Origin of the sequence: Rhodopseudomonas sp. WA056, from assembly GCF_010906995.1 — a bacterium.
Lineage (GTDB): Bacteria > Pseudomonadota > Alphaproteobacteria > Rhizobiales > Xanthobacteraceae > Rhodopseudomonas > Rhodopseudomonas palustris_G.
Genome location: NZ_QPFS01000075.1, coordinates 1 through 24233, shown reverse-complemented (window position 1 = coordinate 24233; position 24233 = coordinate 1). Strand labels below are relative to the sequence as shown.

25 protein-coding genes are annotated in these 24233 nt (G+C 65.4%); 16 read left to right on the top strand and 9 right to left on the bottom strand.

Annotated features, from left to right (window positions below; genetic code table 11):
- The 3 genes from DU475_RS15285 to DU475_RS15275 form a co-directional block, all read right to left on the bottom strand.
- A partial coding sequence (locus DU475_RS15285; RefSeq protein WP_164632610.1) for an aminotransferase class I/II-fold pyridoxal phosphate-dependent enzyme occupies window positions 1–962 on the bottom strand: 962 nt, incomplete at its 3' end.
- A gap of 92 nt (window positions 963–1054) precedes the next feature.
- Complete coding sequence (locus tag DU475_RS15280) at window positions 1055–1639, bottom strand: CoA-binding protein (RefSeq protein WP_164632609.1); 585 nt, start codon at window positions 1637–1639, stop codon at window positions 1055–1057.
- Window positions 1640–1773: 134 nt separating this feature from the next.
- Window positions 1774–2601 (bottom strand): enoyl-CoA hydratase, encoded by an 828-nt coding sequence (locus DU475_RS15275; protein ID WP_013502442.1) that lies wholly within the window; start codon window positions 2599–2601, stop codon window positions 1774–1776.
- Window positions 2602–2691: 90 nt separating this feature from the next.
- Between DU475_RS15275 and DU475_RS15270 the strand changes: the two genes are divergently transcribed.
- The 5 genes from DU475_RS15270 to DU475_RS15250 all read left to right on the top strand — a co-directional run bounded on the left by DU475_RS15270 (window position 2692) and on the right by DU475_RS15250 (window position 6088).
- Complete coding sequence (locus tag DU475_RS15270; protein ID WP_142882725.1) at window positions 2692–3120, top strand: PaaI family thioesterase; 429 nt, start codon at window positions 2692–2694, stop codon at window positions 3118–3120.
- A gap of 155 nt (window positions 3121–3275) precedes the next feature.
- Window positions 3276–3740 (top strand): 50S ribosomal protein L13, encoded by a 465-nt coding sequence (gene rplM, locus DU475_RS15265; RefSeq protein WP_011158318.1) that lies wholly within the window; start codon window positions 3276–3278, stop codon window positions 3738–3740.
- Between the two features lies 1 nt (window position 3741).
- Window positions 3742–4224: a 30S ribosomal protein S9 gene (rpsI, locus tag DU475_RS15260; RefSeq protein WP_107344691.1), complete on the top strand. Its 483-nt coding sequence runs from the start codon at window positions 3742–3744 to the stop codon at window positions 4222–4224.
- A gap of 250 nt (window positions 4225–4474) precedes the next feature.
- Entirely contained in the window at window positions 4475–5710 is a 1236-nt protein-coding gene (locus tag DU475_RS15255; RefSeq protein WP_164632608.1) for a GGDEF domain-containing protein, read from the top strand.
- A 75-nt stretch (window positions 5711–5785) separates the two neighbouring features.
- Window positions 5786–6088: an antibiotic biosynthesis monooxygenase family protein gene (locus DU475_RS15250; protein WP_047309048.1), complete on the top strand. Its 303-nt coding sequence runs from the start codon at window positions 5786–5788 to the stop codon at window positions 6086–6088.
- On the opposite strand, the gene DU475_RS15245 is transcribed toward DU475_RS15250, so the two are convergent.
- Entirely contained in the window at window positions 6072–7220 is a 1149-nt protein-coding gene (locus tag DU475_RS15245; protein ID WP_164632607.1) for an AI-2E family transporter, read from the bottom strand. The genes DU475_RS15250 and DU475_RS15245 overlap by 17 nt on opposite strands.
- Before the next feature lie 259 nt (window positions 7221–7479).
- On the opposite strand from DU475_RS15245, the gene DU475_RS15240 reads away from it, so the two are divergent.
- Entirely contained in the window at window positions 7480–8427 is a 948-nt protein-coding gene (locus DU475_RS15240) for a septal ring lytic transglycosylase RlpA family protein (RefSeq protein ID WP_164632606.1), read from the top strand.
- Between the two features lie 44 nt (window positions 8428–8471).
- Here the strand turns inward: DU475_RS15240 and DU475_RS15235 are convergent, their stop codons facing one another.
- Window positions 8472–9419 carry an alpha/beta fold hydrolase gene (locus DU475_RS15235; protein WP_164632605.1) on the bottom strand — a complete coding sequence of 316 codons (948 nt, stop codon included), beginning with the start codon at window positions 9417–9419 and terminating at the stop codon, window positions 8472–8474.
- A 146-nt stretch (window positions 9420–9565) separates the two neighbouring features.
- Between DU475_RS15235 and DU475_RS15230 the strand changes: the two genes are divergently transcribed.
- The 6 genes from DU475_RS15230 to DU475_RS15205 all read left to right on the top strand — a co-directional run bounded on the left by DU475_RS15230 (window position 9566) and on the right by DU475_RS15205 (window position 15801).
- Window positions 9566–10807 (top strand): D-alanyl-D-alanine carboxypeptidase family protein, encoded by a 1242-nt coding sequence (locus DU475_RS15230; RefSeq protein ID WP_164632604.1) that lies wholly within the window; start codon window positions 9566–9568, stop codon window positions 10805–10807.
- A gap of 2 nt (window positions 10808–10809) precedes the next feature.
- Window positions 10810–11502, top strand: a complete 693-nt coding sequence (gene tmk, locus DU475_RS15225; RefSeq protein ID WP_164632603.1) for a dTMP kinase — start codon at window positions 10810–10812, stop codon at window positions 11500–11502.
- Window positions 11499–12554, top strand: a complete 1056-nt coding sequence (locus DU475_RS15220; RefSeq protein WP_164632602.1) for a DNA polymerase III subunit delta' — start codon at window positions 11499–11501, stop codon at window positions 12552–12554. Before tmk ends, DU475_RS15220 begins: the two co-directional genes overlap by 4 nt.
- Window positions 12555–12634: 80 nt before the next feature.
- The gene (gene metG, locus DU475_RS15215) at window positions 12635–14179 is read left to right on the top strand and encodes a methionine--tRNA ligase (RefSeq protein ID WP_164632601.1); all 1545 of its coding nucleotides are present in this window, start codon (window positions 12635–12637) and stop codon (window positions 14177–14179) included.
- Window positions 14180–14183: 4 nt separating this feature from the next.
- Complete coding sequence (locus tag DU475_RS15210) at window positions 14184–14972, top strand: TatD family hydrolase (RefSeq protein ID WP_164632600.1); 789 nt, start codon at window positions 14184–14186, stop codon at window positions 14970–14972.
- Window positions 14973–14997: 25 nt separating this feature from the next.
- A complete protein-coding gene (locus tag DU475_RS15205) occupies window positions 14998–15801 on the top strand; it encodes an MBL fold metallo-hydrolase (protein ID WP_164632599.1) in 804 nt (267 codons plus the stop codon).
- Window positions 15802–15977: 176 nt separating this feature from the next.
- Here the strand turns inward: DU475_RS15205 and DU475_RS15200 are convergent, their stop codons facing one another.
- The 3 genes from DU475_RS15200 to DU475_RS15190 are packed head-to-tail and all read right to left on the bottom strand — an operon-like array spanning window position 15978 to window position 20597.
- Entirely contained in the window at window positions 15978–17627 is a 1650-nt protein-coding gene (locus DU475_RS15200; RefSeq protein ID WP_164632598.1) for an acyl-CoA synthetase, read from the bottom strand.
- Between the two features lie 54 nt (window positions 17628–17681).
- Window positions 17682–19565, bottom strand: coding sequence for a TRAP transporter large permease (locus DU475_RS15195; RefSeq protein WP_164632597.1), 1884 nt, complete (start codon window positions 19563–19565; stop codon window positions 17682–17684).
- A gap of 12 nt (window positions 19566–19577) precedes the next feature.
- Window positions 19578–20597, bottom strand: a complete 1020-nt coding sequence (locus DU475_RS15190) for a TRAP transporter substrate-binding protein (RefSeq protein ID WP_164632596.1) — start codon at window positions 20595–20597, stop codon at window positions 19578–19580.
- A 328-nt stretch (window positions 20598–20925) separates the two neighbouring features.
- Between DU475_RS15190 and DU475_RS15185 the strand changes: the two genes are divergently transcribed.
- Complete coding sequence (locus tag DU475_RS15185) at window positions 20926–21639, top strand: NAD(P)H-dependent oxidoreductase (RefSeq protein WP_349644196.1); 714 nt, start codon at window positions 20926–20928, stop codon at window positions 21637–21639.
- Between the two features lie 41 nt (window positions 21640–21680).
- Here the strand turns inward: DU475_RS15185 and DU475_RS15180 are convergent, their stop codons facing one another.
- Window positions 21681–22448, bottom strand: a complete 768-nt coding sequence (locus DU475_RS15180; RefSeq protein WP_205524396.1) for an SAM-dependent methyltransferase — start codon at window positions 22446–22448, stop codon at window positions 21681–21683.
- On the opposite strand from DU475_RS15180, the gene DU475_RS15175 reads away from it, so the two are divergent.
- From DU475_RS15175 to DU475_RS15165, 3 genes are all read left to right on the top strand, one after another.
- Complete coding sequence (locus DU475_RS15175) at window positions 22386–22670, top strand: hypothetical protein (protein WP_164632593.1); 285 nt, start codon at window positions 22386–22388, stop codon at window positions 22668–22670. The two genes, DU475_RS15180 and DU475_RS15175, sit on opposite strands and share 63 nt — an antisense overlap.
- 56 nt (window positions 22671–22726) lie before the next feature.
- Window positions 22727–23950 (top strand): metallophosphoesterase family protein, encoded by a 1224-nt coding sequence (locus DU475_RS15170; RefSeq protein ID WP_013502424.1) that lies wholly within the window; start codon window positions 22727–22729, stop codon window positions 23948–23950.
- The coding region (locus DU475_RS15165) for an AAA family ATPase (RefSeq protein WP_164632594.1) at window positions 23947–24233 on the top strand (287 nt) is incomplete at its 3' end. The genes DU475_RS15170 and DU475_RS15165, both read left to right, overlap by 4 nt.

Below are 24233 nucleotides of genomic sequence, written 5' to 3'. Positions count from 1 at the left end.
GAGTAGTTGACCTCTTCCACCGCCTTGTGGCCGGCGAGGAATTCGGCGATCGCCTTGGCGTTCTCGCAGTGCTTCTGCATCCGCAGCGGCAGCGTCTCGATGCCGGTCAGCAGCATGAAGGCGTTGAACGGCGACAGCGCCGGGCCGAGATCGCGCAGGCCGAGCACGCGACAGGCGATCGCGAACGAGAAATTGCCGAACGTCTCCTGGATTTTCAGGCCGTGATATTCGGGCCGCGGCTCGCTGAGCATCGGATACTTGCCGTCCTTCGACCAGTCGAACGTGCCGGCATCGACGATGATGCCGCCGAGCGAGTTGCCGTGGCCGCCGAGGAACTTGGTCAGCGAATGCACCACGATGTCCGCGCCGTGGTCGATCGGCCGGATCAGGTAGGGAGTCGCCAGCGTATTGTCGACGATCAGCGGAACGCCCGCATTACGCGCGACTTCCGCAACCGCCTCGATGTCGGTGATGCTGCCGCCCGGGTTGGCGATCGACTCGATGAAGATCGCCTTGGTCTTCGGCGACACGGCGCGCGGGAAGCTGGCGACGTCGTCGGTGTCGGCCCACACCACGTTCCAGCCGAAGCTCTTGAAGGCGTGGGTGAACTGATTGATCGAACCGCCGTACAGTTTGCGCGCGGCGATGAACTCATCACCGGGCTGCATCAACTGCTGCAGCGCGACGAGCTGCGCGGCGTGGCCCGAAGCAGTGGCGAGCGCGGCGGTGCCGCCTTCGAGCGCAGCGACGCGCTCTTCGAGCACCGAGGTCGTCGGGTTGGTGATGCGGGTGTAGATGTTGCCGAACGCCTGCAGGCCGAACAGCGAGGCGGCGTGGTCGGCGTCGTTGAAGACGTAAGACGTGGTCTGATAGATCGGCGTCGCGCGCGCGCCGGTGGTGGGATCGGGCTGGGCGCCGGCATGGACCGCGAGCGTCGCGAATCCCGGGTTGCGTTCGGTCATGGTCGATCCCTCCGTACTCTGGCTGATGGTTGTGGCTATCTGATCGGAACCCCGGATCAGGTCAAGCGCGACAGGGCCCCGCGCTGCGGCGTTCAGCCTGCTTCGTTGCGGTTCTTGACGGCACGGTCGGACGCCGCGGTATCGGCGCCGGCGACGCTCTGACGATCGAGCGACAGCCGCATCCCCTTGACCGGGATTGGTGCGCGCTTGGCGCTGAGGGTGCGTGAATTCACCCCCATCCAGGAAATCTCGGACGACAGCCGGCCGTATTCGATCTTCGGGCAGCGATCCATCACCACCTTGAGTCCGGCGGCCTCGGCCTTCGCGGCGGATTCGTCGTTGCGCACTCCGATCTGCATCCAGATCACTTTCGGCAGCGGCGACAGTGACAGCACCTCGTCGACCACCGGCATCACATGCGCGGAGCCGCGAAACACGTCGACCATGTCGATCGGCCGGTCGATATCCTTCAGCGACGCCACGAATGGCTTGCCGAGCAGGCTGTTGCCGATCTGGCCAGGATTGATCGGAATGACGTCGTAGCCGCGCTCGGTGAGATATTTGAACACGAAGTAGCTCGGCCGCACATTGAGCGGCGAAGCCCCGACCATCGCGATCGTCTTCACGCCGTTCAGGATCGTGCGGATGTAATCGTCGGAGTAGCTGTCGTGATTCATCTGCTCATTGCTTCCGAGATCCTCATGGTGAGGAGGCGCCGATAGGCGCCGTCTCGAACCATGAGTGCGTGGAACTCATCCTTCGAGACGCGGCCTGCGGCCGCTCCTCAGGATGAGGAGGCGGTGCATGTGGCTTACTTATCTTTCCATTCCGGCTGACGCTTTTCCAGGAATGCGCCGATGCCCTCTTCGGCGTCGGCCGACATCATGTTCTCGGCCATCACCTGCGAGGCGTAGTGATAGGCGTCGGCGAGGTTGAGTTCGGCTTGGCGGTAGAACGCCTCCTTGCCGACCTTGATGGTGTGCGACGACTTGCCGGCGATCTGCTCGGCCAGCGTCACCGCCGCGGCGCGTTCGGTGCCGTGCGCAACCACGCGGTTGATCAGGCCGATCTGCCGCGCCTCGTCGGCGCCCAGCGGCTCGCCGGTCAGCAGCATGTGCATCGCGTGCTTGCGCGGCACGTTGCGGCTCAGCGCCACCATCGGGGTCGAGCAGAACAGTCCGATGTCGACACCCGGCGTCGCAAATGTCGCCTGCTCTGAGGCGACGGCGAGATCGCAGCTCGCGACCAGCTGGCAGCCGGCCGCAGTGGCGATGCCCTGCACCGCGGCGATCACCGGCTTCGGCAGCCTGACGATCGCCTGCATCATCGCGCTGCAGGACGTCATGATCCGGGTGAAGCTGGCGCGGCCGCGGTCGGCGTCGTTTCGATGCGCGGTCAGCTCCTTGAGGTCGTGGCCGGCGCAGAACGCCGGGCCGTTGGCGGCGATCACCACGACCCGCACGCCGTCGTCGCGCGCGATCAGATCGAGCGCGGCGTGCAGATCGTCGATCATTTCCAGCGACAGACTGTTGCGCGCGGCCGGTCGGTTCAGCGTCAGCACCGCCACACCGCCATCGACGGTTTCACGGAGCAGAATCGGTGAAGGCTGGGTCGCAGCGAAGGCGGGCAACACGGTCATGGCGACGTCCGGGAACAAAATGAAGCGCTGGGAACGAGCGTCACCTTATTGTAACAAGCCCCGCGAAGCGAGAGCAGGGGCGGGAACGACATGACACATGCGAGAATGAGCGTAGCCGAACTCGAGACCTTTCTGCAGCGCGAGTTCCCGCAGGCTTTTAGCCACGGTGACATTTCGATCGAGACCGCGGATGGTCGCACATCTCTGTTACGGCAGCGCTACAGCGACCGGATGCTGCGGCCCGGCGGAACCGTGTCCGGCCCCACCCTGATGGCGCTGGCGGACTTTGCCATGTACGTCGTTCTGCTGTCGGCGATCGGCCCGGTGGCTCTCGCCGTCACCACCAACCTCAACATCAACTTTCTGCGCAAAGGACAGCCCGGTCAGGACGTTGTCGCAGTCGCCAGGCTTTTGAAGCTGGGGCGCCGACTGGCAGTCGGGGAGGTGACGCTGCTGTCCGGCACCTCGCCGGACCCGATCGCCCATGTGACGTCCACCTATTCCATTCCAATAGCATGATGTTTTTAAAGGTAATATTGCACCATATTTATAACTCGCTGTAACTGCGGGAGAAAATCGGTCAGCAAGGGATTGACGCGAAACCGGCGCTTCTCTACAAGCGCCCGCAGTCCGGTGCTTCATGCACCGAATTCCCCCTGTCATGGATCATTCTCATGAAGACGTTTTCGGCCAAGCCCGCCGAAGTCACGAAGAAGTGGGTCATTATTGACGCCACCGGTCTCGTGGTCGGCCGGCTCGCCACGCTGGTCGCGATGCGGCTGCGCGGCAAGCACCTCCCGACCTATACCCCGCACGTCGACTGCGGCGACAATGTCATCATCATCAACGCCTCGAAGGTGGTGCTGACCGGTCGCAAGCGCGACAACAAGGTTTACTACCATCACACCGGCTTCATCGGCGGCATCAAGGAGCGCTCTGCGAAGGCGATCCTCGAAGGTCGGTTCCCGGAGCGCGTGGTCGAGAAGGCGATCGAGCGCATGATCCCGCGCGGTCCGCTCGGTCGTGTGCAGATGGGCAATTTGCGCGTCTATCCCGGCGCCGAACACCCGCACGAAGCTCAGCAGCCCGAGAAGCTCGACATCGGTGCGATGAACCGCAAGAACATGAGGGCCGCATAAGATGTCCGAGACCATGCAGTCTCTCGACCAGCTCGCCGCGCTGAAGACCACCGTCGCTGCCGCGGACGCTCCGACCTACACCAAGAAGGTCGACAAGTTCGGTCGCGCCTACGCCACCGGCAAGCGTAAGGACGCGGTCGCCCGCGTCTGGATCAAGCCGGGCGCCGGCAAGATCACGGTCAACAGCCGTGAGGTCGAAACCTATTTCGCCCGTCCGGTGCTGCGCATGATGATCCAGCAGCCGCTGGTCGCCGCGGCCCGTGCCGGCCAGTACGACGTGATCTGCACCGTCGCGGGCGGCGGTCTGTCCGGCCAGGCCGGTGCGGTTCGTCACGGCATCTCCAAGGCGCTCACCAATTTCGAGCCGGAGCTGCGCAGCGTGCTGAAGAAGGGTGGCTTCCTGACCCGCGACAGCCGCGTCGTCGAGCGTAAGAAGTACGGCAAGGCCAAGGCCCGCCGCTCCTTCCAGTTCTCGAAGCGCTGATCTTTCCCGGTTTCACCGGCACCGACAAAGGGCGTCCTGCGGGGCGCCCTTTTTGTTTGGCATGCGCGGATCCCGGCGCGGTCCGCGATGAAGGCAAATTGCGCGCAATTTGCCTTCACTTATCGAACAAATCGGAGGCGTTGAACAAACGTGATCTCAATCCGGGAGGAGTCAAATCGGGCATCAAGGGGATCAGCACCGCGCCCGTGGTGTTGAACGGCCATATGGAAATCCACTGAGTAGCCCCATCATGTCGCTGGATATCTCGACGCTGTTTCTCGTCGGAACGCTGATATGCGCGTTGCTCGGCGTCATGCTGCATCATTTCGGTCGCCAGGAGAAAATCCCGGCCCTGAACTGGTGGGGCAATGCCTATCTGCTCGGTGCCATCACCGTGGCGCTGTGGACGGTTGTCGGCCCGGTGTTCGGCGAGACCGTCATCCTGGCGCTTACCAGCGCCGGCTTCATTGCCTGCGGCATGATGTGGAACGCGGCGCGGGTGTTTCACGGGCTGAAGCCCAATTGGCCCGGGCTGTTCATCGGTGCCTTCGTCTGGCTCGCCACCGTCGTCAGTCTGCCGCCCGAGCATGGAGCGCTGCGGATGACGATCGGCGCAGCGATCGTGGCAGCCTATGCCGGTCTGACCGCCGCTCAGCTTTCGGCGGAGCGGCGCAAGTCGCTGCAGCGGCGATGGCCGACGGTGCTGGTTCCGTTGCTGCACGGCGCGGTATTGATGCTGCCGATGGTGCTCGCCGACCTGTGGCCGACGCCAAATTCGGGCTCGGCCGGCAACGTCTGGGTGATGCTGTTTGCGGTCGAACTGGTGCTCTATGCAATCGGGACCGTTTTCGTGATCTTCATGCTGGTATCCGAGCGCGCTGTCAGCATGCACAAGGCTGCGGCTTCCCTCGACCCACTTACCGGGATTCTCAATCGCCGAGGCTTTTCCGAAGCGTGCGCGCGGATGATCGAGCGCGAAGCCGAAGCCGGCCGGCCGGTGTCGGCGTTGATCTTCGACATCGACCACTTCAAGTCCGTCAACGATCGCTTCGGCCATCCGGCAGGCGACGAGGTGCTCAAACTGTTCGCCGCGATCGTCTCGAACTCTCTGCGAATCTCCGACCTGTGCGGCCGCATCGGCGGTGAGGAGTTCGCCGCGCTGTTGCCATGCCCGATCGACGAGGCGGTCACCGCGGCGGAGCGGGTGCGCGAAGCGTTCCAGAATTGCGGCATCGAGGTCGACGATGCGCCTGTGGCGACGACCGTCTCGATCGGCGTCGCCGGCGGTCCGGCCGGTGTCGTTCTCGACGTGCTGCTCGCTGCGGCCGACACGGCGCTGTACCAGGCCAAGCGCGGCGGCCGCAACCGGGTGGTGGCGACGGTCGAGCAGCCGGTCTCGCTCGAGGAGAGCCGACGCAGAGCGGCGCAATCGCGCGAGCAGCATGTCGTTGTAAGGGGCGGCGAGGTCGGGCAGGCGGTGGCTTGAGCGCCGCTATCGTCCGCTTCAATTGCGCCGGCCGGTGCGCTAAGACGCTCGTCCCACAACGGACGAGGCGTTCGCATGATCACCGAAATCGCACAGATCGACGTCAAACCCGGTAGCGAGGTGGAGTTCGAGGCTGCCGTCGCCAAGGCGCGCGAGGTGTTCGGACGCTCTCGCGGGTTTTGCGGTTTCGAACTGCATCGATCGATCGAGAAGCCGCAGCGTTACCGCCTGATGGTCAAATGGCAGACGCTGGAAAATCACACCGTCGACTTCCGCGGCTCGGAGAATTTCACCGAATGGCGCGGTCTGGTCGGCGGTTTCTTCGCAACGCCGCCCGAGGTCGAGCACACCGAGACGGTGCTCACCTCTCAGGCGTAGAGGCTAGCGGGGCGATACCGGCCGGAGCGTCGACATCGTCGGGCTCCTCGCCGCGCAGGTGATCGAGCACGACCCGTCCGATCGCCATCAGCGGCAGCGCCAGCGCCAGCCCCCACAGACCGAACACGATGCCGAGCAAAATCTGGGTCGCGAACAGCGTCGCCGGCGGAATGTCGATCGCCTGACGCTGGATCAGTGGCGTCAGGATATAGCTTTCCAGCGCGTGGACGCCGAGGAACAGCAGGAAGGCGCTCAGCACCGCGATCCAGCCTGACGCGATCGCGGCCAGGACGATGACCAGTCCGCCGAGAATCGCCCCGACGGTCGGAATGAAGGCGAGCAGTCCGGCCTGGATGCCGAGGATGAACGCGCCTGGAATTCCGATCAGCGACAGCCCGATCGCCGTCACCGCGAACACCGCGATCATGGTAATGAGCTGTGCCAACAGCCAGCGCTTCAGCATGTCGCCGGTCTTGCCGACGACGATTTCCGCCTGAGCCCGGTGGCGCCGCGGCGCCAGCCTGACCAGACCGTTGCGATACACCTCGGGCTGAGCCGCGAATGCGAGCCCGAGAAACATCACTATGAAGAAATTACCGACCGCACCGATAGTGCCGAGGATCAGTTTCAGCGTCTGACTGACGATCGCGCCGCCGCCCGACGCGAGCTCGCCCGGGGTCGGCAGGTTGCGCGGGGGTGACGGCGCCGTTTCCGGATGTGCCGCGCTGCCGACATTGCCGAGATCGAGAAAGCTGGTATCGACGCCGTTGCGCTCGAGGAAACCCTTCACGTTGACGATCTGCATCTTGATGGTGCCGGACAGTGCCTTGGCCTGCTGGCTGATGGTGTTGCCGCCGAGAAACGCGACGCCGACAAACAGGCCGCTCAGCACCAGGCACACCAGCGCCAGCCGCAAGCCGTGCGGTCCGCCGACCCCTCTGCCGGCGAGTTCGGTCAGCGCATTGAGAAACACGCCGAACAAGATGCCGGCGAAGATCAGAAACAACGTGCCGGCGAAATGCCAGGAGGCGTAGAGCAGGGCGGCGAAGGTCACGGTGGCGATGCCCCCGAGGGCGATCGCCCAGGCGAGATCGGCGCGGGACGGGGCACGGTCGGAAAGCGGGACGGTCACATGCAGTCCTTTCGAGGTCGCGGCCAGTGTTCCGTGAATCGCAGTCGGCGAGCAAGCGGGTGATGAAGCATCGCGCGCGGGGGCTGGTCAGCGGCGCGCGCTGGTAACCATACATTCACCATGCCCCACCTGTCCCATTTTCGCCTTGTTCGCTCTGCGATATGGTCAAGTTTAAATGTCGATGTGGGCGCGCATCGAAAACGCGGCTGGGGAAGGGCCCATCTTGGGCTGGCGTCGCGGGAATGGTATTTGGGGACACATGGGGATTCGCCAGCGAGATTCGTTGAGCCGCGCCACGCGGGTGGCTGTCGCCGCAAGCGCCTGCCTCGCCCTCGCCAATTGCGCCCAGAACGGCACGTTCAGCCGGGTTGATCCGAAATACGGCGTCTCGTCGAGCCCCCGGGTGGTTGCTTTTGGTGAACCCGTACCGAAGGGCGGCGGCACTTTCCGCGTCGGCAAGCCCTATGTGGTCGCCGGACGAACCTATGTTCCCGAGGACAATCCGAACTACCGGGCCGAAGGGCAGGCGTCCTGGTACGGCAACGACTTCCACGGCCGGCTCACCGCCAATGGCGAAGTGTTCGACATGGCGTCGCTGTCGGCGGCGCATCCGACCCTGCCGATCCCGAGTTACGCCCGTGTCACCAATCTGGCCAACGGCCGTTCGCTGATCGTCCGTATCAACGATCGCGGCCCGTATCATGGCAATCGGTTGATCGATGTTTCCAACAAAGCCGCAGAACTTCTTGAATTCAGGCACAAAGGCACCGCTCGCGTCCGTGTCGAATATGTCGGCAGGGCGCCGCTGGAAGGGTCTGATGACCGCCAGTTGATGGCAACGCTGCGCCAGGGCGAGCCCGCGCCGGCGCCGACCGGAATCCGGATCGCTTCGGCCAAGCCGTTCGTGCCGGACTTCGGGGCGAGCAGCAGTGCCGGCCGGATCCGCGGCGACGTTCCGCTGCCGGAAGGGCGACCGTATTCGCTCGGCAATACTGCAGCGGATGTCGCCTCGGTCGGTGCCACTTCGGAGATCTCGGCTTCGCGCAGCAGCCGCTCGGACCGGCACGCGTTGGCGCCGAATCCGCGCGCGGTCTCTTACAATGTCGGCTCCGAAGAGGCGCGGGACGAATACCGGCCCGCGAGCACGGCATCGTCGCGCGGCGGCGACCAGATCGGCCAATTGTTGTCGGCCCGCGGCCTGTACTGATCCTGCACTGATACCCACGGCGGCGCTGCGCGCCCCGCTGCAGCTCAGTAGTTGTCTTTCAGAAACGCGATCAGGTCCGCATTCACTTCGGCGGGCTTCTCCTGCTGAATCCAGTGGCCGGCGCCGTCGATGATCAGCTTTCGCTTCAGGTTCGGCAGCACCCGCTCGATCGCGGCGAGGTGCTTGCCGCTCATCTTGTCGGAGATCACTGGGTCGTTGCTGCCGGCGATGAATGCCGACGGCTGGTGAATCTGCGCGCCCTGCCAGGGCGCGGTCAGATCCCAATTGCGGTCGATGTTCCGGTACCAGTTGAGCCCGCCGCGGAAGCCGCTCTTCTTGTACTGCTCGATAAAATAGGCGAGTTCGGCCTCGCTCAGCCAGCTCGGCAGCGGCAATGTCGGGGCCGATCGGCCGATGAAGCCGCGGCCTTCCGGAACGAATAGCGACCGCGCCGGATCGGAGAAGCCGCCGCACAAGATGCCGCGCATCGTCGCGGCGATGTCGCGCTCGAGCTCGGTTTCGGCGACGCCGGGCGTCTGGAAATACTGCCAATAGAAATTGGTGACCCCGGCGGCGCGCAGCAGATCGAGCGGCCGGCCCTTGCCGCGCCACGGCGGCGGTACGCTCAGCCCAGCCACCACGGCAAATAGGTCGGGCCGAAACTGGGCGGCGTGCCATGCAACCGGCGCGCCCCAATCGTGGCCGATGATCGCTGCGCGACTTTCGCCGAGCTCGGCGACCAACGCCACCATATCGCCGACCAGATCGAAGATGCTGTAGGCTTCGACCGGCTGCGGCGCCGAGGAGCGGCCGAAGCCACGCATGTCCGGCGCCGCCACCCGATAGCCGGCCTCGGCCAATGCGCAGATCTGGTGCCGCCACGAATATGACAGTTCCGGCCAGCCGTGGCACAGGATCACCAGCGGACCATCGCCCTGCTCGCGCACGAAGAGGTCGATGCCGTTGACTGCAATGGTCCGGGTCGATGCCATCGTTGTGTCCGCCCTGATTGTTCTTGGAGTTTATGTGGAAGCGAAGGCGCGCTCACGGTAGGATTGATCGTTCGTCACCACAATCGAAAACGGCCGCGCGGGTTGCTTGGCCGTGGCGGTTGCAACGCTGTTTCGGAATTCCATCGATGGCCGTCCTGACTTCGCTGCTCGATGCGCGCCGCTCCATGATGCGCGGCCTGCTGGCGGGCCTGATCGCCGTTGCACTCGGTGCCGGGCCGGTAACGGCCGCGAACCAGAGCGTGCAGGGCGCGAAGAAGGACGAGGGCGGCTTCGAGGCGCAGGCCCCGACTGCGATTCTGCTCGACGCTGAAAGCGGCAGCGTGCTGTTCGAGAAGAACGCCGACGAGTTGCGCGCCCCGTCCAGCATGATGAAACTGATGACGGTCGAGGTGGTGTTCCATCTGCTCAAGACCGGCGCACTGCAGCTCGCCCAGGAATACCGCGTCAGCGAGAATTCCTGGCGCTACGGCGGGGCTCCGGCCGGCGGCTCGACGATGTTCGCCGAGATCCACAGCAGCATCTCGGTCGACAATCTGCTGCGCGGTGCCATCATCCAGAGCGGCAACGATTCCTGCATGGTGCTGGCCGAGGGGATTGCCGGCAGCGAGGCTGCGTTCGTTGAACGTATGACCAAGCGCGCCCGCGAGCTCGGCCTGACGCAATCGACCTTCGGCAACTCCACCGGGCTGCCAAACCCGGACAACAAGATGAGCGTGCGCGAACTCGCCAGGCTCGCCCGGCACATCATCCTGACCTATCCCGACATGTATGCGCTGTTCGGCGAGAAAGAGTTCACTTGGAACAAGATCCGCCAGACCAACCGAAACCCGTTGTTGAACGCGCTGCCGGGCGCCGACGGATTCAAGACCGGCTTCACCAAGGAGGGCGGCTACGGTCTGGTGGGCTCCGCGGTGCAGAATGGGATGCGGCTGATCGTGGTGGTGAACGGCCTCGAAAGCGCCGATGACCGCGCCAGCGAGGCGAAGAAGCTGCTGGAATGGGGGGTCCGCAATTTCGAATCGCGGTCGCTGTTCGCCAGCGATGCGACGGTCGGCTACGCGCGGGTGTTCGGCGGCGACAAGCGCTACGTCCCGCTGACCCCGGCCGAACCGGTGAGGGTGATGGTTCGTCGGAACGGCAGCGACAAACTGCTGGCGCGGATCGTGTATCAGGGGCCTGTGCCGGCACCGGTGGAAGGCGGCCAGCGCATCGGCCTGGTGCGGGTATGGCGCGGCCCCAACGTTGCGGTCGAGGTTCCGCTGAAGGCGGCCGAGGCCAATCCGGTCGGCTCGACCATGCGGCGGGCGCTCGACGGCGCCAGCGAGCTGATGATCGGAGTTCTCCGGGCCAGCATGGCAAAGCTCTGACCATGGTTCAAAAGAAACCGATAAGCCCTTCGTTGCGCGGGCGCTTCATCACCTTCGAAGGTGGTGAGGGGGCCGGCAAATCGACCCAGATCAGGTTGCTGGCGAAACGGCTGGAGAAGGCCCGGCTGCGCACGCTGGTCACCCGCGAACCGGGCGGCTCGCCCGGTGCCGAGGCGATCCGCAGCGCGCTGCTCGCCGGCATCGGCAAACTGATCGGCGGCGCCGACGCCGAAGCGCTGCTGTTCGCCGCCGCTCGTGACGACCATGTCCGCACGCTGATCGAGCCGGCCCTGGCGCGCGGCGAATGGGTACTGTGCGACCGGTTCTACGATTCCACCCGCGCCTATCAGGGCAAGCTCGGCGCGGTCAGGCTCGAGCTGCTCGATGCGCTTCAGCAGGTGACGATCGGTGACATGAAGCCCGATCTCACCGTGATCCTCGATATTCCGGTCGAGATCGGACTGGCGCGCGCGGCAGTGCGCCGAGGCAGCGAGACGCCGGACCGGTTCGAATCCGAGGCGATCGACTTTCACCGCGGCCTGCGCGAGGTGTTCCGCCAGATCGCCGCGCAGGAACCGGAGCGCTGCGTGCTGATCGACGCCAACGCCGAACCGGAGGAGGTCGCCGACCGGGTGTGGCAGGCGGTGCGGCTGCGGCTGCTGGAGCCGGCGCGGCGCGGGGCGAAAACGGCATGAGCGCACGCAAGGCCGCCGGCAAAGCGCCGGCGCCGGAAAGCACCGTCCGGCACCCGCGCGAAACCACAGAGCTATATGGACATCACGCCGCCGAGCAGGCATTGCTCGATGCCTATCGGGGCGGCCGGATTGCCCATGCCTGGCTGATCGGCGGTGCGCAGGGAATCGGCAAGGCGACGCTCGCCTACCGGATGGCGCGGTTCGTGCTGACGCATCGCGACCCGCAATCGGACGCGGTGCAGGGCGCCGCCTCGCTGACGATCGACCCCGATCATCCGGTGGCGCGCCACATCGCCGCCGAGGCGCATGGCGGCCTGCTGACGCTGGAGCGCTCCGTCAACGACAAGGGCGTGCTGCGCAACGTCATCACCGTCGATGAATCCCGCGAGACGATCTCGTTCTTCGGCGCGACCGCGGCGATCGACGGCTGGCGGGTCTGCATCGTCGACACCGTCGATGACCTCAATGCCAATTCGGCCAACGCGCTGCTGAAGGTGATCGAGGAGCCGCCGCAGCGTTCGCTGTTTCTGCTGCTGTCGAACGCGCCGGCGCGCACGCTGCCGACCATCCAGTCGCGCTGCCGCAAGCTGATGCTGCGGCCGCTTGCCACCGCCGACGTGATCGCGGCCGCAGCGGATGCGGCCGGTCTCGACCGCGATGATCCGCAGCTCGGCGAGGCCGCCGCAGCGTCGGAAGGAAGCGTCGCCCGCGCGCTGATGTTGATGGGCGGCGGCGCATTGACGCTGCAGCAGACCACGACGGCGCTGCTCGACAGCCTGCCCAACGTCGACCCGCGCGCGCTGCACGCGCTCGGCGATGCGATCGGCGGCACCGACCGCGCCACGCTGCAGGCGTTCGTCGACGGCGTCGACCGCTGGGTCGCCGGCAAGCTGCGCACGCCCGATCCGAACGCGGAACTGCCGCGCCTTGCACGGCTGGCGGAGGTATGGGAAAAGATCGGCCGCGCCGCACGCGACACCGAAGCCTACAATCTCGAGCGCAAGCCGCTGGTATTTTCGGTGTTCGGGCTTCTCGCGGAGGCGGTGCGCTGACGCCGATCCGGCGATCGATCGCCCGGCATGGTCAGCGCCGCCGCGCTCAACCGATCCAGATTTGAAAGGCGTCCGCGCAGATGGCGCAGCGAAATTCATTCTACATCACCACCGCGATCTCGTATCCGAACGGCGCGCCGCATATCGGCCACGCCTATGAGGCGATCGCGACCGACGCGCTGGCGCGTTTCCAGCGGCTCGACGGCCGCGACGTGTTCTTCCTGACCGGCACCGACGAGCACGGCCTGAAGATGATCCAGACCGCGCAGCGCGAGGGCTTGACGCCGGCCGAGCTCGCCGCCCGCAACGCCGGCCGCTTCCGCGACATGGACGACCGCTTCGGCATCTCCTACGACCGCTTCATCCGCACCTCCGAGGAGCAGCATCACCGCTCGGTCCAGGAAGTCTGGAAGCGGATGCAGGCCAACGGCGACATCTATCTCGACAGTTATTCCGGCTGGTACTCGGTCCGCGACGAAGCCTATTACGCCGAGGACGAGACCGTCGTCGGCGAGGATCAGGTGCGCCGCGGCCCGCAGGGTACGCCGGTCGAATGGGTCGAAGAGAAGAGCTACTTCTTCAAGCTGTCGGCCTATCAGGACCGACTGCTGAAGCTCTATGAGGAGCAGCCGGACTTCATCGGCCCCGACGCGCGCCGCAACGAGGTGGTCAGCTTCGTCAAGGGCGGGCTGAAGGATCTGTCGGTGTCGCGCACCACGTTCGACTGGGGCGTCAAGGTACCGGGCGATCCCGAGCACGTGATGTATGTCTGGGTCGACGCGCTGACCAACTACATCACCGGCGTCGGCTTCCCGGATGAATCCGACAAGAACTGGCACTACTGGCCGGCCGACGTCCACGTCATCGGCAAGGACATCATCCGCTTCCATGCGGTGTATTGGCCGGCGTTCCTGATGTCGGCGGGCATCCCGATCCAGAAGCGCGTTTACGCCCACGGCTTCCTGTTCAACAAGGGCGAGAAGATGTCGAAGTCGGTCGGCAACATCGTCGACCCGTTCAATCTGGCGGACCAGTACGGCGTCGATCAGGTGCGCTACTTCTTCCTGCGCGAGGTGCCGTTCGGCTCCGACGGCAGCTACAATCACGAGGCGATCGTCAACCGCATCAACGCCGATCTCGCCAACGACCTCGGCAATCTGGCGCAGCGTTCGCTCACCATGGTGGCCAAGCAGTGTGAGGGCAAAGTGCCGGAGCACGGCGCGTTCAGCGAGTCCGACAGCGCCATCCTGGCGATGGCCGACGCCATGATCGCGCAGGCGCGGACCGCGATGGCGACGCAGCAGATTCATCAGGCGCTGAACGCGGTGTGGGCGGTGGTAGCGGAAGCCAATCGTTACTTCGCCGGTGAAGCGCCGTGGGCACTGGCCAAGACCGATCCGGCGCGGCAGAAGACGGTGCTGTACGTCACGGCGGAAGTGCTGCGGCAGATCGCGATCCTGGCACAGCCGGCGATCCCGACCTCGGCGGCGAAGCTGCTCGACATCCTCGGCGTTGCGGAAGGCTCGCGTAACTTCTCGGCGCTGCCGACCCGGATCGTGCCGGGCACGCCGCTGCCGGCCCCGGCGCCGATCTTCCCGCGCTACGTCGAGCCGGCGGCAAGCTGACGCCATGCTTGTCGACAGCCACTGCCATCTCGACTTCCCCGACTTTGCCGACGATCTCGCCGGCATCGTCGCCCGCGCCGAGGCGAGCGGAGTGGGGCGGATGGTGACGATCTCGACACGGGTCAAGAAGCTGCCGGATCTGGTGGCAATCGCCGAGCGGTTTCCCAACGTGTACTGCTCGGTCGGCACCCATCCGCATCATGCCGACGAGGAAGACGGCATCACCACCGATGAGCTGGTGAAGCTGGCGCAGCACCCGAAGGTGGTGGCGTTCGGCGAGGCCGGGCTCGACTACTTCTACGAGATGGGTTCGCGCGAGGCGCAGGCGCGCGGCTTCCGCGCCCACATCGCGGCGGCGCGCGAAACCGGGCTGCCGCTCGTCATCCACACCCGCGAGGCGGACGAGGACTGCGGCAAGATTCTCGAAGACGAGATGGGGAAGGGAGCTTTTCGCGCGGTGTTGCATTGCTACACCGGCGGTCGCGACCTCGCGATGCAGGCCATCGACCTCGGACTGACGATCTCCTTCACCGGTATTATCACCTTCAAGAAGTCACAGGCGCTGCGCGATCTCGTTGCCGAATTGCCGGCCGACCGGATCATGGTCGAGACCGACTCGCCGTATCTGGCGCCCGGCAAATATCGCGGCAAGCGCAACGAGCCGTCCTACGTGGTCGAGACCGCCAAGGTCATGGCCGAGGTCCGGGGCGTGTCGCTCGACGAGATCGCGCGCCAGACGACCGAGAACTTCTTCCGCCTGTTCGGCAAGGTGCCGGCGCCCGCCGCCGCATGACGCCTTTGACAATCGGGGTCGCCGCATGACGCTGACGCTCACCATCCTCGGCTCGGGCTCCTCCGCCGGCGTACCGCGCCCGGCGCTCGGCTGGGGCGCCGCCGATCCGTCCAATCCGAAGAACCGGCGGCTGCGCTGCTCGCTGCTGGCCGAGCGCATTACACCGGAGGGCGGCATCACCCGCGTGCTGATCGACACTTCGCCGGACCTGCGCGAGCAACTGATCAGCGCCGACGTCGATCATCTCGACGCTGTGTTCCTGACCCACGAGCACGCCGACCAAACCCACGGCATCGACGATCTGCGCTCGGTGGTGATGGCGATGAAGCGGCGCATCCCGGTGTATCTCAACGGGTCGACCGGCGAACACGTGCTGTACCGCTTCGCCTACTGTTTCGAACAGGCACCTGGCAGCTCGTATCCGGCGATCCTGGAGTCGCGCGAGATCGAAGCCGGCGACAGCAAGACCATCGCCGGCGCCGGCGGCGACCTCACGCTGACCGCGTTCCTGGTGCAGCACGGCGACATCCCTGCGCTCGGCTATCGCATCGCCGGCGCCGCCTATACGCCCGACGTCCATGATATTCCGGAAGCGAGCTTCGGCGCCCTCGAAGGCCTCGACCTTTGGATTATCGATGGGCTGCGCTACAAGCACCACGCCAGCCACTTCAACATCGAAACCGCGCTGAAATGGATCAACCGCTTCCAGCCGAAGCGCGCCGTGATCACCAACATGCACGCCGACATCGACTACGAGACGCTGCGGTGCGAGTTGCCCGAGGGTGTGGTGCCGGGGTTCGACGGGATGCGGCTGCAGATAGACGGCTGACCTTTCAACTGGTCATTCCGGGGCGCTCGCGACAGCGAGCGAACCCGGAATCTGAACATGCAGGGCCTTGCTCAACACCTCGGGATTCCGGGTTCGCGCTTTGCGCGCCCCGGAATGACAAACGACAGTTGGTCGTCCTTGGCGGTAGCCCCCACAATGACACCGGGGCGAAGTAACTACTCCAAGATCGCCTTCGCCGACTTCACCTGATCGCGCAACATGAACTTCTGGATCTTGCCGGTCGAGGTTTTCGGAATCGACGAGAACACGATGCTCTTCGGGGTCTTGAAGCCGGGGAGGTGTTCGCGGCAATAGGCGATGATCTCGGCTTCTGTTGCGCTGGCGCCGTCTTTCAGCTCGACGAAGGCGCAGGGCACTTCGCCCCATTTCGGGTCGGGCTTGGCGACCACCGCGGCGAACAGGATCGCCGGGTGCTTGTACAGTACGTCCTCGACCTCGACCGAGGAGACGTTCTCGCCGCCCGAGATGATAATGTCCTTGGAGCGGTCCTTGATGATGACGTAGCCGTCGGCGTCGAGCACGCCGAGATCGCCGGTGTGAAACCAGCCGCCGGCGAGCGCTTCCTTGGTGGCCTTCTCGTTCTTGAGATAGCCCTTCATCACGATGTTGCCGCGGAACATCACCTCGCCGATGGTCTCGCCGTCGCGCGGCACCTCCTGCATCGTCTCCGGATCGAGCACGGTGACGGCTTCCTGCATCGGGTAGGGCACGCCCTGGCGACGCTTCAGCTTGGCGCGCTCGGCGACCGGCAGATCGTCCCAGCCGGGCTGCTCGGCACAGACCGAGGCGGGGCCGTAGACTTCGGTGAGGCCGTAAACATGCGTCAGCTTGATGCCGATCGTCTCGGCGCCGGCCAGCACCGCCATCGGCGGCGCCGCGCCCGCAATCAGGCCGATGACCAACCTCGCCGCAGCGCCCTTCGGTGCTTCCGGGGCGTTGATCAGTGCGTTGTAGACGATCGGCGCGCCGCACATGTGGGTGACGCCGTGCTTCGGGATCAGCTCGAAGATCTTGGCCGGATCCACTTTACGCAGGCAGACGTTGATGCCGGCCGCGGCCGCGAGCGTCCACGGGAAGCACCAGCCGTTGCAGTGGAACATCGGCAGCGTCCACAGATACACCGGATGCTGGCCGAGATTGCCGGCGAGGATGTTGCTGACGGCGTTGAGATAGGCGCCGCGATGATGCGTGACGACGCCCTTCGGATTGCCGGTGGTGCCGGAGGTGTAGCCGAGCGAGATCGCGTCCCACTCGTCCTCGGGGCGATGGCCGACAAAGGTCGGATCGCCCGACGCCACCGCGTATTCGTATTCGAGCTCGCCGATGCGGTGGCTGCCGGGATACATCTTATCGTCGACGTCGATCACCAGCGGTTTCGGCTTGGTCATCAGCTTCAGCGCCTCGGCGACAACACCCGAGAACTCCGGATCGACCAGAATGATCTTGGCGCCGCCATGATCGAGCTGGAATGCGATCGCTGGCGCATCGAGCCGGATGTTGAGCGCGTTCAGCACGGCGCCAGCCATCGGCACTGCAAAGTGCACTTCGACCATCGCCGGCACGTTGGGCAGCATCACCGCCACGGTGTCGCCGCGGCCGATGCCGCTGCGCGCCAGCCAGGACGCGAAACGGCGGCAGCGCGCGCGGGTCTCTTTCCAGGTGTAGTGCCGGCCCTCGTACACCACGGAGGTCATCTCCGGATAAACGTTGGCGGTGCGTTCCAGGAAGCTCAGCGGCGACAGCGCCACGAAGTTGGCCGGGGTCTTGTCCAGACCGATGCTGTAATGACCTTGCGGGGTGCTCATGACGACCTGCCTCTCACTTCACGACGGCGCCGGCGTGATCTGCCCGCGGCGCCTCTACAGGAAACCGATCGAGATCCACGGGATCGCCGCGACCACGATCAAGCCGATCAGCAGCGCCAGCATATATCCCCAGATCGGGCGCATGCCCTCGGCGGGATCGACCCGGCCGATCGCGCAGGCCGCATAATAGCCGACGCCGAACGGCGGCGCGAACAATCCGATGCCCATCGCCAGGATCACCACCATGGCGTAGTGCACCTCGTGAATGCCGACGGCGCGGGCGATCGGAAACAACAGCGGCCCGAACAGCACGATCGCCGGAATGCCCTCCAGCACGCTGCCGAGGATGATGAAGGCGACGATCGACACGGCGAGGAAAGTGGCCGACCCGCCGGGCAGGCCGGTCATCGCCGCGGCCAGCGAGCGCGAGAAGCCGGACTGCGTCAGGCCCCAGGCCATGCCGGTGGCGGTGCCGATGATCAGCAGGATCGCACCCGACAGCGCCGCGGTCTCGACCAGCATCGGCCGCAGCCGCCGCCAGTCGAACTTGCGGTACACCAAAATACCGACCACCACAGCATAGACGATGCCGATGGTCGAGACCTCGGTGGCGGTGGCGACGCCTTCGACCACGGCGGCGCGGATCACGAAAGGCAGCGCCAGCGCGGGCAGGGCGACGATGAAGGCCTTGCCGATCTCGCTGCCGCGCGCGCGTTTGACGTGGCTGAGGTCTTCGCCGCGATAGCGCCACCAAACCAGGCCGCACAGCATGATCGCCAGCACTACGCCGGGGAGCAGGCCGCCGGTGAACAGCGCCGAGATCGACACGCCGGTGACCGAGCCGATGGTGATCAGCACCAGGCTCGGCGGAATGGTTTCGGTCTGGGCGCCGGTGGCCGAGAGCAGGGCGACCAGATCGCCCGGCTTGGCGCCGCGCTCCTTCATCTCCGGAAACAGCACCGGCGCGACCGCCGCCATGTCGGCCGCCTTCGAGCCGGAAATGCCGGACACCAGATACATCGCGCCGACCAGCACGTAATGCAGGCCGCCGCGGACATGGCCGAGCAGGCTGGCGAGAAACGCCACCATCGCCCGCGCCATCCCGGTCATCTCGATCAGCAGGCCGAGGAACACGAACAGCGGCACCGACAGCAGGATGAGGTGGCTCATGCCCTCGTCCATCCGGCCGACCAGAATCAGCAGCGGCGTCGTTGTGGTCAGCGCCAGATAGCCGTAGATCGCCAAGCCGAAACCGAACGCGATCGGCACGCCGGCGAACACGCAAGTCGCGACCACGCCGACGAAGAAGATCACCAGATTGAGGTTGCCGAGCGGCTTGAACAGCGGCTGCGCCAGCCAGAACGCGCCGATCAGCAGCGCGACGGTCAGCGCCGCGCCGAACACCAGCTTGAGATCACCGAACCGGATCAGCCGCAGAGCCGCGAACAGCGCCATCAGCGCGATGCCGACCGGCAGCGCCGCGGCGCGCCAGCTATTGGCCAGCGATAGCGCCGGCGTGGTGATGTAGCTCTCTTCGTAGGCGTATTCGTAGGCCGGCGCGGCGATCAGCAGCAGGAACGCCAGCGCCGCGCAGATGCCGACCAGATCGAGCCAGGCGCGCAGGCGCGGGGAGGCCCCCGCCACCATCGCGGTCATCCGCATGTGCTCGCCGCGGCGGAACGCCACCGCGGCGCCGAGCATCGCCAGCCACAGGAACAGGATCGAGGCCAGTTCGTCGGACCAGATCAACGGGCTGTGCAATACGTAACGTGATACCACTCCGGCGAACAGCACGACGATTTCGACCACCACCAGGACGGCGGCCGGGATCTCGACCATCAGGCCGAGCCCGGCCTCCAGCGCGCCGATCAGCGACTTGCGCTGCGGCGCGTGGAGCCGTTCACCGGCGGTGAGCTGCGAAGCGTCGGCGCTCGACATCGGGGCCAGCCGTTACGCCAGCTTGCCGACGGACTTCTCGAGCAGCGACCACGCCTGCTCGCCGTATTTGCCTTTCCACTCGGCATAGAAGCCGGCGTTGCGCAGCTTGTCGCGGAACGGCATCACCGACGGCTGGTTGAAGATCAGGCCCTTGGCGATCAGCTCTTCCTTGACGGTAGCGTTGAGCTTGGCGGTGTCTTCGCGTTCCTTCACCGCGGCCGCATTGATGTTCTTGGCGACGATCGTGCGCACGTCCGGCGGCAGCTTCTCCCAGGCGCGGCGGTTGGCCAGGAACCAGAAGCCGTCCCACATGTGATTGGTCAGCGAGCAGTACTTCTGCACTTCGTACAGCTTGGCGGTGGAGATCAGCACCAGCGGATTTTCCTGGCCTTCGACCACCTTGGTCTGCAGCGCCGAATAAACTTCGCTGAAATTGATCGAGGCGGGCGCCGCATCGAACGCCCTGAACATCGAGGTCCACAGCGGCGACACCGGAACGCGGATCTTGAAGCCCTTGAAATCTTCGGGGCCGTTGATCGGCCGGGTCGAGGAGGTGGTCTGGCGGAAGCCGTTGTCCCAGATCTTGTCCATCACCATCAGGCCGGCCTTCTGGATCTCGCCGCGGACATAGCCGCCGAGTTCGCCGTCCATCGCCTTCCAGACCGTGTCGTAGTCCGGGAACGCGAAGCCGATGCCGTTGATCGAAGCCGCCGGCACCAGGGTCGACAGGATCAGGCCCGACAGCGTGAAGAACTCGACGCCGCCGGCCCGGATCTGGCTCAGCATGTCGGTGTCGGAGCCGAGCTGGTTGTTCGGGAAAACGTCGATCTGGACCCGACCATCGGTCTCGGCCTTGATCGCCGCCGACATCTCGCGGGCGCGAACGTTGAGCGGATGGGTGTCGGGCAGGTTGTTGGCGTATTTGTACTTGAACTCGGCTTCGGCGGCGCGCGCCACCCAAGGCGCACCGATGCCGCCGATCGCGGCCGCCGCTGCCGATGCCTTCAACAAGCTCCTGCGTGAAAAACTCATCTCGCTTCCTCCTGCCCGCGTGGTCTTTTTGTGAGAACGCACCCGAAATGTCGACGCGCCCTTGGTCATCATTTCGGCTGGTCCGGTCAAGCGATTTTGAGCCGCCGGTGGATGGCCGACCGGCGCCGGGTCACCGAGGTCTGCGCGGGCGAACATCGGCCGCGGCGCGCTGCCGATGATGGGCGGCAAGCCACCACGACCGCGATCCATTCGGCCGCGTGACCACGCGTGCGATTCTACGCAGTGTCTGCAGTATGCCAGACAACTGGTTGGAAAAACGTGCCTATATGAATATTCCATAATATACCTTATGCGAATTTTGGATGCGGTGAAGAGCCTGACGGAGCAGCAGTCGACGTCGATGGTGCCGCCCCCTAAGGTCGCATTTTCATCCGAGATCGACGTCACGACGAAGCTCGTCGACTCGCGCTATGGTCTGCGCCACATGACACCCACCAGATGCCTTGTCGTCGTCGCGCATCCGCTTGCAGACAGTCTGTGCGGGCAGCTCGGCCGCGATGCCCAGGCAGCGCTCGCGCGCGCCGGCCACGAGGTCCGGCTGCTCGATCTTCACGCTGCCGGCTTTGCGCCGGCGCTGACCGCGGCCGAGCGGTCGAGCTATTACGCGGCTTTTGACCAGTCGGAACTGGCAGCCGAAATCGACGATCTGTCGTGGGCCGAAACGCTGGTGCTGGTGTTTCCCACCTGGTGGTTCGGCATGCCGGCGCTCATGAAAGGTTGGTTCGACAGGGTGTGGGCGCCTGGCGTCGCCTACGACCACGCGTCCGATCTGGGACGGATCCGTCCCCGCCTCCGCTCGCTTCGGCGTGTCGTCGCGATCACCACGCTGGGGTCGCCGTGGTGGATCGACCGGCTGGTGCTGCGCCAGCCGGTCAAGCGTATCCTCAAGACCGCGATCCTCGGTACCTGCGCGCCGCAGGCCAAGCTGACCTTTCTGTCGTTCTATGGTTGCGAGCAACTCGATGCGGCCGCCGTGACGCGGATCCAGACGCGAGTGGCCAGCGCGCTGGCGGCGATCTGAAACTCAGCACGGCCCGAGGGCCGAGACGATCTCGACAGTCATTACCGCGCCATCAGCGCGAACACGCCCCAGCCGAGATAGTCACGACCGTACCGCGCGTAACGTTCCGGCGACGAGGTCAGCTCGGCGCGAACTTCAGCCGCGAAGTCGTCGTCGGGATTGGCGTCGAGCCACTGGCGCATCGTGAGCCATTTGGCGGCCTCGTACCGATCCCAACTGTCCTGGCTTGCCAGGACCATTTCCACGACATCGTAATTCAAGGCGCCGAACGACGCGACCAGGTCCGGAAGCAGCAGGAAATCCGAGATCGCATGGGCGCGACACTCTTGGGCGACCTCCTCGCTCGGCGGCAATTGCAGCCAATAGGGCTCGCCGATCAGAATGCAGCCTCCGTCTTGGAGGTTCCTCGTCAGCAGCTCGATCGTGCCGCGGACGCCGCCGCCGATCCAGGTGGCGCCCACGCAGGCCGCCAAGCCGACCTTCTCGTCGGCGACATAGCCGGCTGCGTCGCCGTGAACGAACGTGACCTGATCGGCGACGCCGAGTTCGCGCGCGCGAAGCTGTGCTTGCTCCGTGAACAAGGGACTCATGTCGATCCCGGTGCCACTGATCCCGTGGTCCCGCGCCCAGGTGCACAGCATCTCGCCCGACCCGCTGCCGAGATCCAGCACGCGCGTGCCGGGCGCCATCCGCAGCGCTGCGCCGAGTGTCGCGAGCTTTTCGGCAGAGAATGGATTGTGGATGCGATGCGCGCTTTCGCTGACGGTGAAGATACGCGGAATGTCCACTCGAAAAGCTCCTTCGTTCATCCTGTGATCGGTGCTGGCGCCCTCGCCGCGATCGACATCACGACACTGAATGCCAAGATGCAGCGATCACGTGTGTGCGTCATTGCGCAGCGTCACCGACAACAGCTTTCGATGCGATCGATCGCAGTATCCAATCCCGGGTTCTGCGCCGTCAGCAAAGCATGGTTGCGCCGCCAGCGAAACGCGATGGCGCACTTGATCGCAAGTGCAGATTGCATCTAAGACTTGATCGTCCCGCGCGGCCCGCCCTTACGATCGGACTCCCAGACCATCTCATCATGCGCTTCACCTTCATTCACGCCGCCGACCTTCACATCGACAGCCCGCTGGCCGGGCTCCGGACCAAGAACGAGGACGTCGCGCAGCGTTTCGCCGCAGCCGGACGCAAGGCGGTCCAGGCGCTGGTCGACGAGACCATCGCCAGTGGCGCCGCGTTCCTGATTATCGCCGGCGACATCTTCGACGGCGACTGGAAGGACGTCACCACCGGGCTGTTCTTCGTCGGCGCCGTCGGCGCGCTGCATCGCGCCGGGATTCCCGTGTTCATCGTCAAGGGCAATCACGACGCCGAAAGCCTGATGTCGCGAGGCCTGCCCTACCCGGACAGCGTCACGGTGTTTCCGACCAAGGCGGCGACGGTCGAACTCAAACGCTATCGCGTGGCGCTGCACGGCCGCAGCTTCGCCGATCGCGTCAACGCCGATTTCGTCGCCGGCTATCCGGCGCGCCGCGAAGGCTGGCTCAATATCGGCGTGCTGCATACTTCGCTCGACGGCACCCGCGGCCACGCAGGCTACGCGCCGTGCAGCCTCGATGACCTGAAGCGGTTCGGTTACGATTACTGGGCGCTCGGCCACGTCCATGCCGCCGAAATCGTCAGCCGCGATCCGTGGGTGGTATTTCCGGGCAATCTGCAGGGCCGCAGCGTCCGCGAAACCGGACCCAAGGGCGCGATGCGCGTCACCGTCGAGGACGGCCGCATCATCGAGGTGACGCCGCTGGCGCTCGACGGCGCCCGCTGGGCGCATCTGACGATCGACCTGTCCGGCTGCGCCGACGAAGCGCAGATTCCCGCGCTGGTCAGCGAGCGCCTCACCGAGCTGCATGCGCAGAGCGAAGGCCGCGCGCTGGCGGTCCGGGTGACGCTGACCGGGGCGACATCGTTGCACGACAAACTGCTGGCGCACCGCGAGACGCTGCAGGACGATCTGCGCGCCGGCGCATTGCAGCTCGCCGCCGACTGCTGGATCGAGCAGCTCAAAATCAAGACCTCGCTGCCGGCGCGCGCCGCGATCATCCAGTCGAATGGCGACGACATCGACGTCGCCGCCCTGCTCGCCGAAGGCGCGCAGGATCCCGGCTTCGCCGCGGCGCTGGCTGAACTGACCGAGACCATCAAGGCGAAGTTGCCGCGCGATCTGCACGAGGAATTCGATGCGTCGGACGTCGTCCGCAGCCTGACCGACGACGCGCGCGCGCTGCTGAGCGGAGAGCTGTCGTGAGGATCGAACAACTGGCGCTGGAGCGCTACGGCGTCTTCACCGACCGCGTCCTGTCGTTCGCGCCGCAGGCGTCGCTGCACGTCGTGCTCGGCGCCAACGAGGCCGGCAAGACTTCTGCGCTGACGGCGATCGGCGATCTGTTGTTCGGCTTCGGCACCCGCACCGACTACGATTTCAAGCACGACAGCAAGCTGCTGCGGATAGGCGGCAGCTTTCGTCATTCCGATGGCCGCCTGATCGCGGCACGCCGGCGCAAGGGCAACAAGAATACGCTGCTCGACGG

Coding starts and splice junctions, on each gene's coding strand:
- DU475_RS15280 (WP_164632609.1), bottom strand. CDS start 1,639: ATGAATCACGACAGCTACTCCGACGATTACATCCGCACGATCCTGAAC.
- DU475_RS15275 (WP_013502442.1), bottom strand. CDS start 2,601: ATGACCGTGTTGCCCGCCTTCGCTGCGACCCAGCCTTCACCGATTCTG.
- DU475_RS15270 (WP_142882725.1), top strand. CDS start 2,692: ATGACACATGCGAGAATGAGCGTAGCCGAACTCGAGACCTTTCTGCAG.
- rplM (WP_011158318.1), top strand. CDS start 3,276: ATGAAGACGTTTTCGGCCAAGCCCGCCGAAGTCACGAAGAAGTGGGTC.
- rpsI (WP_107344691.1), top strand. CDS start 3,742: ATGTCCGAGACCATGCAGTCTCTCGACCAGCTCGCCGCGCTGAAGACC.
- DU475_RS15255 (WP_164632608.1), top strand. CDS start 4,475: ATGTCGCTGGATATCTCGACGCTGTTTCTCGTCGGAACGCTGATATGC.
- DU475_RS15250 (WP_047309048.1), top strand. CDS start 5,786: ATGATCACCGAAATCGCACAGATCGACGTCAAACCCGGTAGCGAGGTG.
- DU475_RS15240 (WP_164632606.1), top strand. CDS start 7,480: ATGGGGATTCGCCAGCGAGATTCGTTGAGCCGCGCCACGCGGGTGGCT.
- DU475_RS15235 (WP_164632605.1), bottom strand. CDS start 9,419: ATGGCATCGACCCGGACCATTGCAGTCAACGGCATCGACCTCTTCGTG.
- DU475_RS15230 (WP_164632604.1), top strand. CDS start 9,566: ATGGCCGTCCTGACTTCGCTGCTCGATGCGCGCCGCTCCATGATGCGC.
- tmk (WP_164632603.1), top strand. CDS start 10,810: ATGGTTCAAAAGAAACCGATAAGCCCTTCGTTGCGCGGGCGCTTCATC.
- DU475_RS15220 (WP_164632602.1), top strand. CDS start 11,499: ATGAGCGCACGCAAGGCCGCCGGCAAAGCGCCGGCGCCGGAAAGCACC.
- metG (WP_164632601.1), top strand. CDS start 12,635: ATGGCGCAGCGAAATTCATTCTACATCACCACCGCGATCTCGTATCCG.
- DU475_RS15210 (WP_164632600.1), top strand. CDS start 14,184: ATGCTTGTCGACAGCCACTGCCATCTCGACTTCCCCGACTTTGCCGAC.
- DU475_RS15205 (WP_164632599.1), top strand. CDS start 14,998: ATGACGCTGACGCTCACCATCCTCGGCTCGGGCTCCTCCGCCGGCGTA.
- DU475_RS15200 (WP_164632598.1), bottom strand. CDS start 17,627: ATGAGCACCCCGCAAGGTCATTACAGCATCGGTCTGGACAAGACCCCG.
- DU475_RS15195 (WP_164632597.1), bottom strand. CDS start 19,565: ATGTCGAGCGCCGACGCTTCGCAGCTCACCGCCGGTGAACGGCTCCAC.
- DU475_RS15190 (WP_164632596.1), bottom strand. CDS start 20,597: ATGAGTTTTTCACGCAGGAGCTTGTTGAAGGCATCGGCAGCGGCGGCC.
- DU475_RS15175 (WP_164632593.1), top strand. CDS start 22,386: ATGCGCGCTTTCGCTGACGGTGAAGATACGCGGAATGTCCACTCGAAA.
- DU475_RS15180 (WP_205524396.1), bottom strand. CDS start 22,448: ATGAACGAAGGAGCTTTTCGAGTGGACATTCCGCGTATCTTCACCGTC.
- DU475_RS15170 (WP_013502424.1), top strand. CDS start 22,727: ATGCGCTTCACCTTCATTCACGCCGCCGACCTTCACATCGACAGCCCG.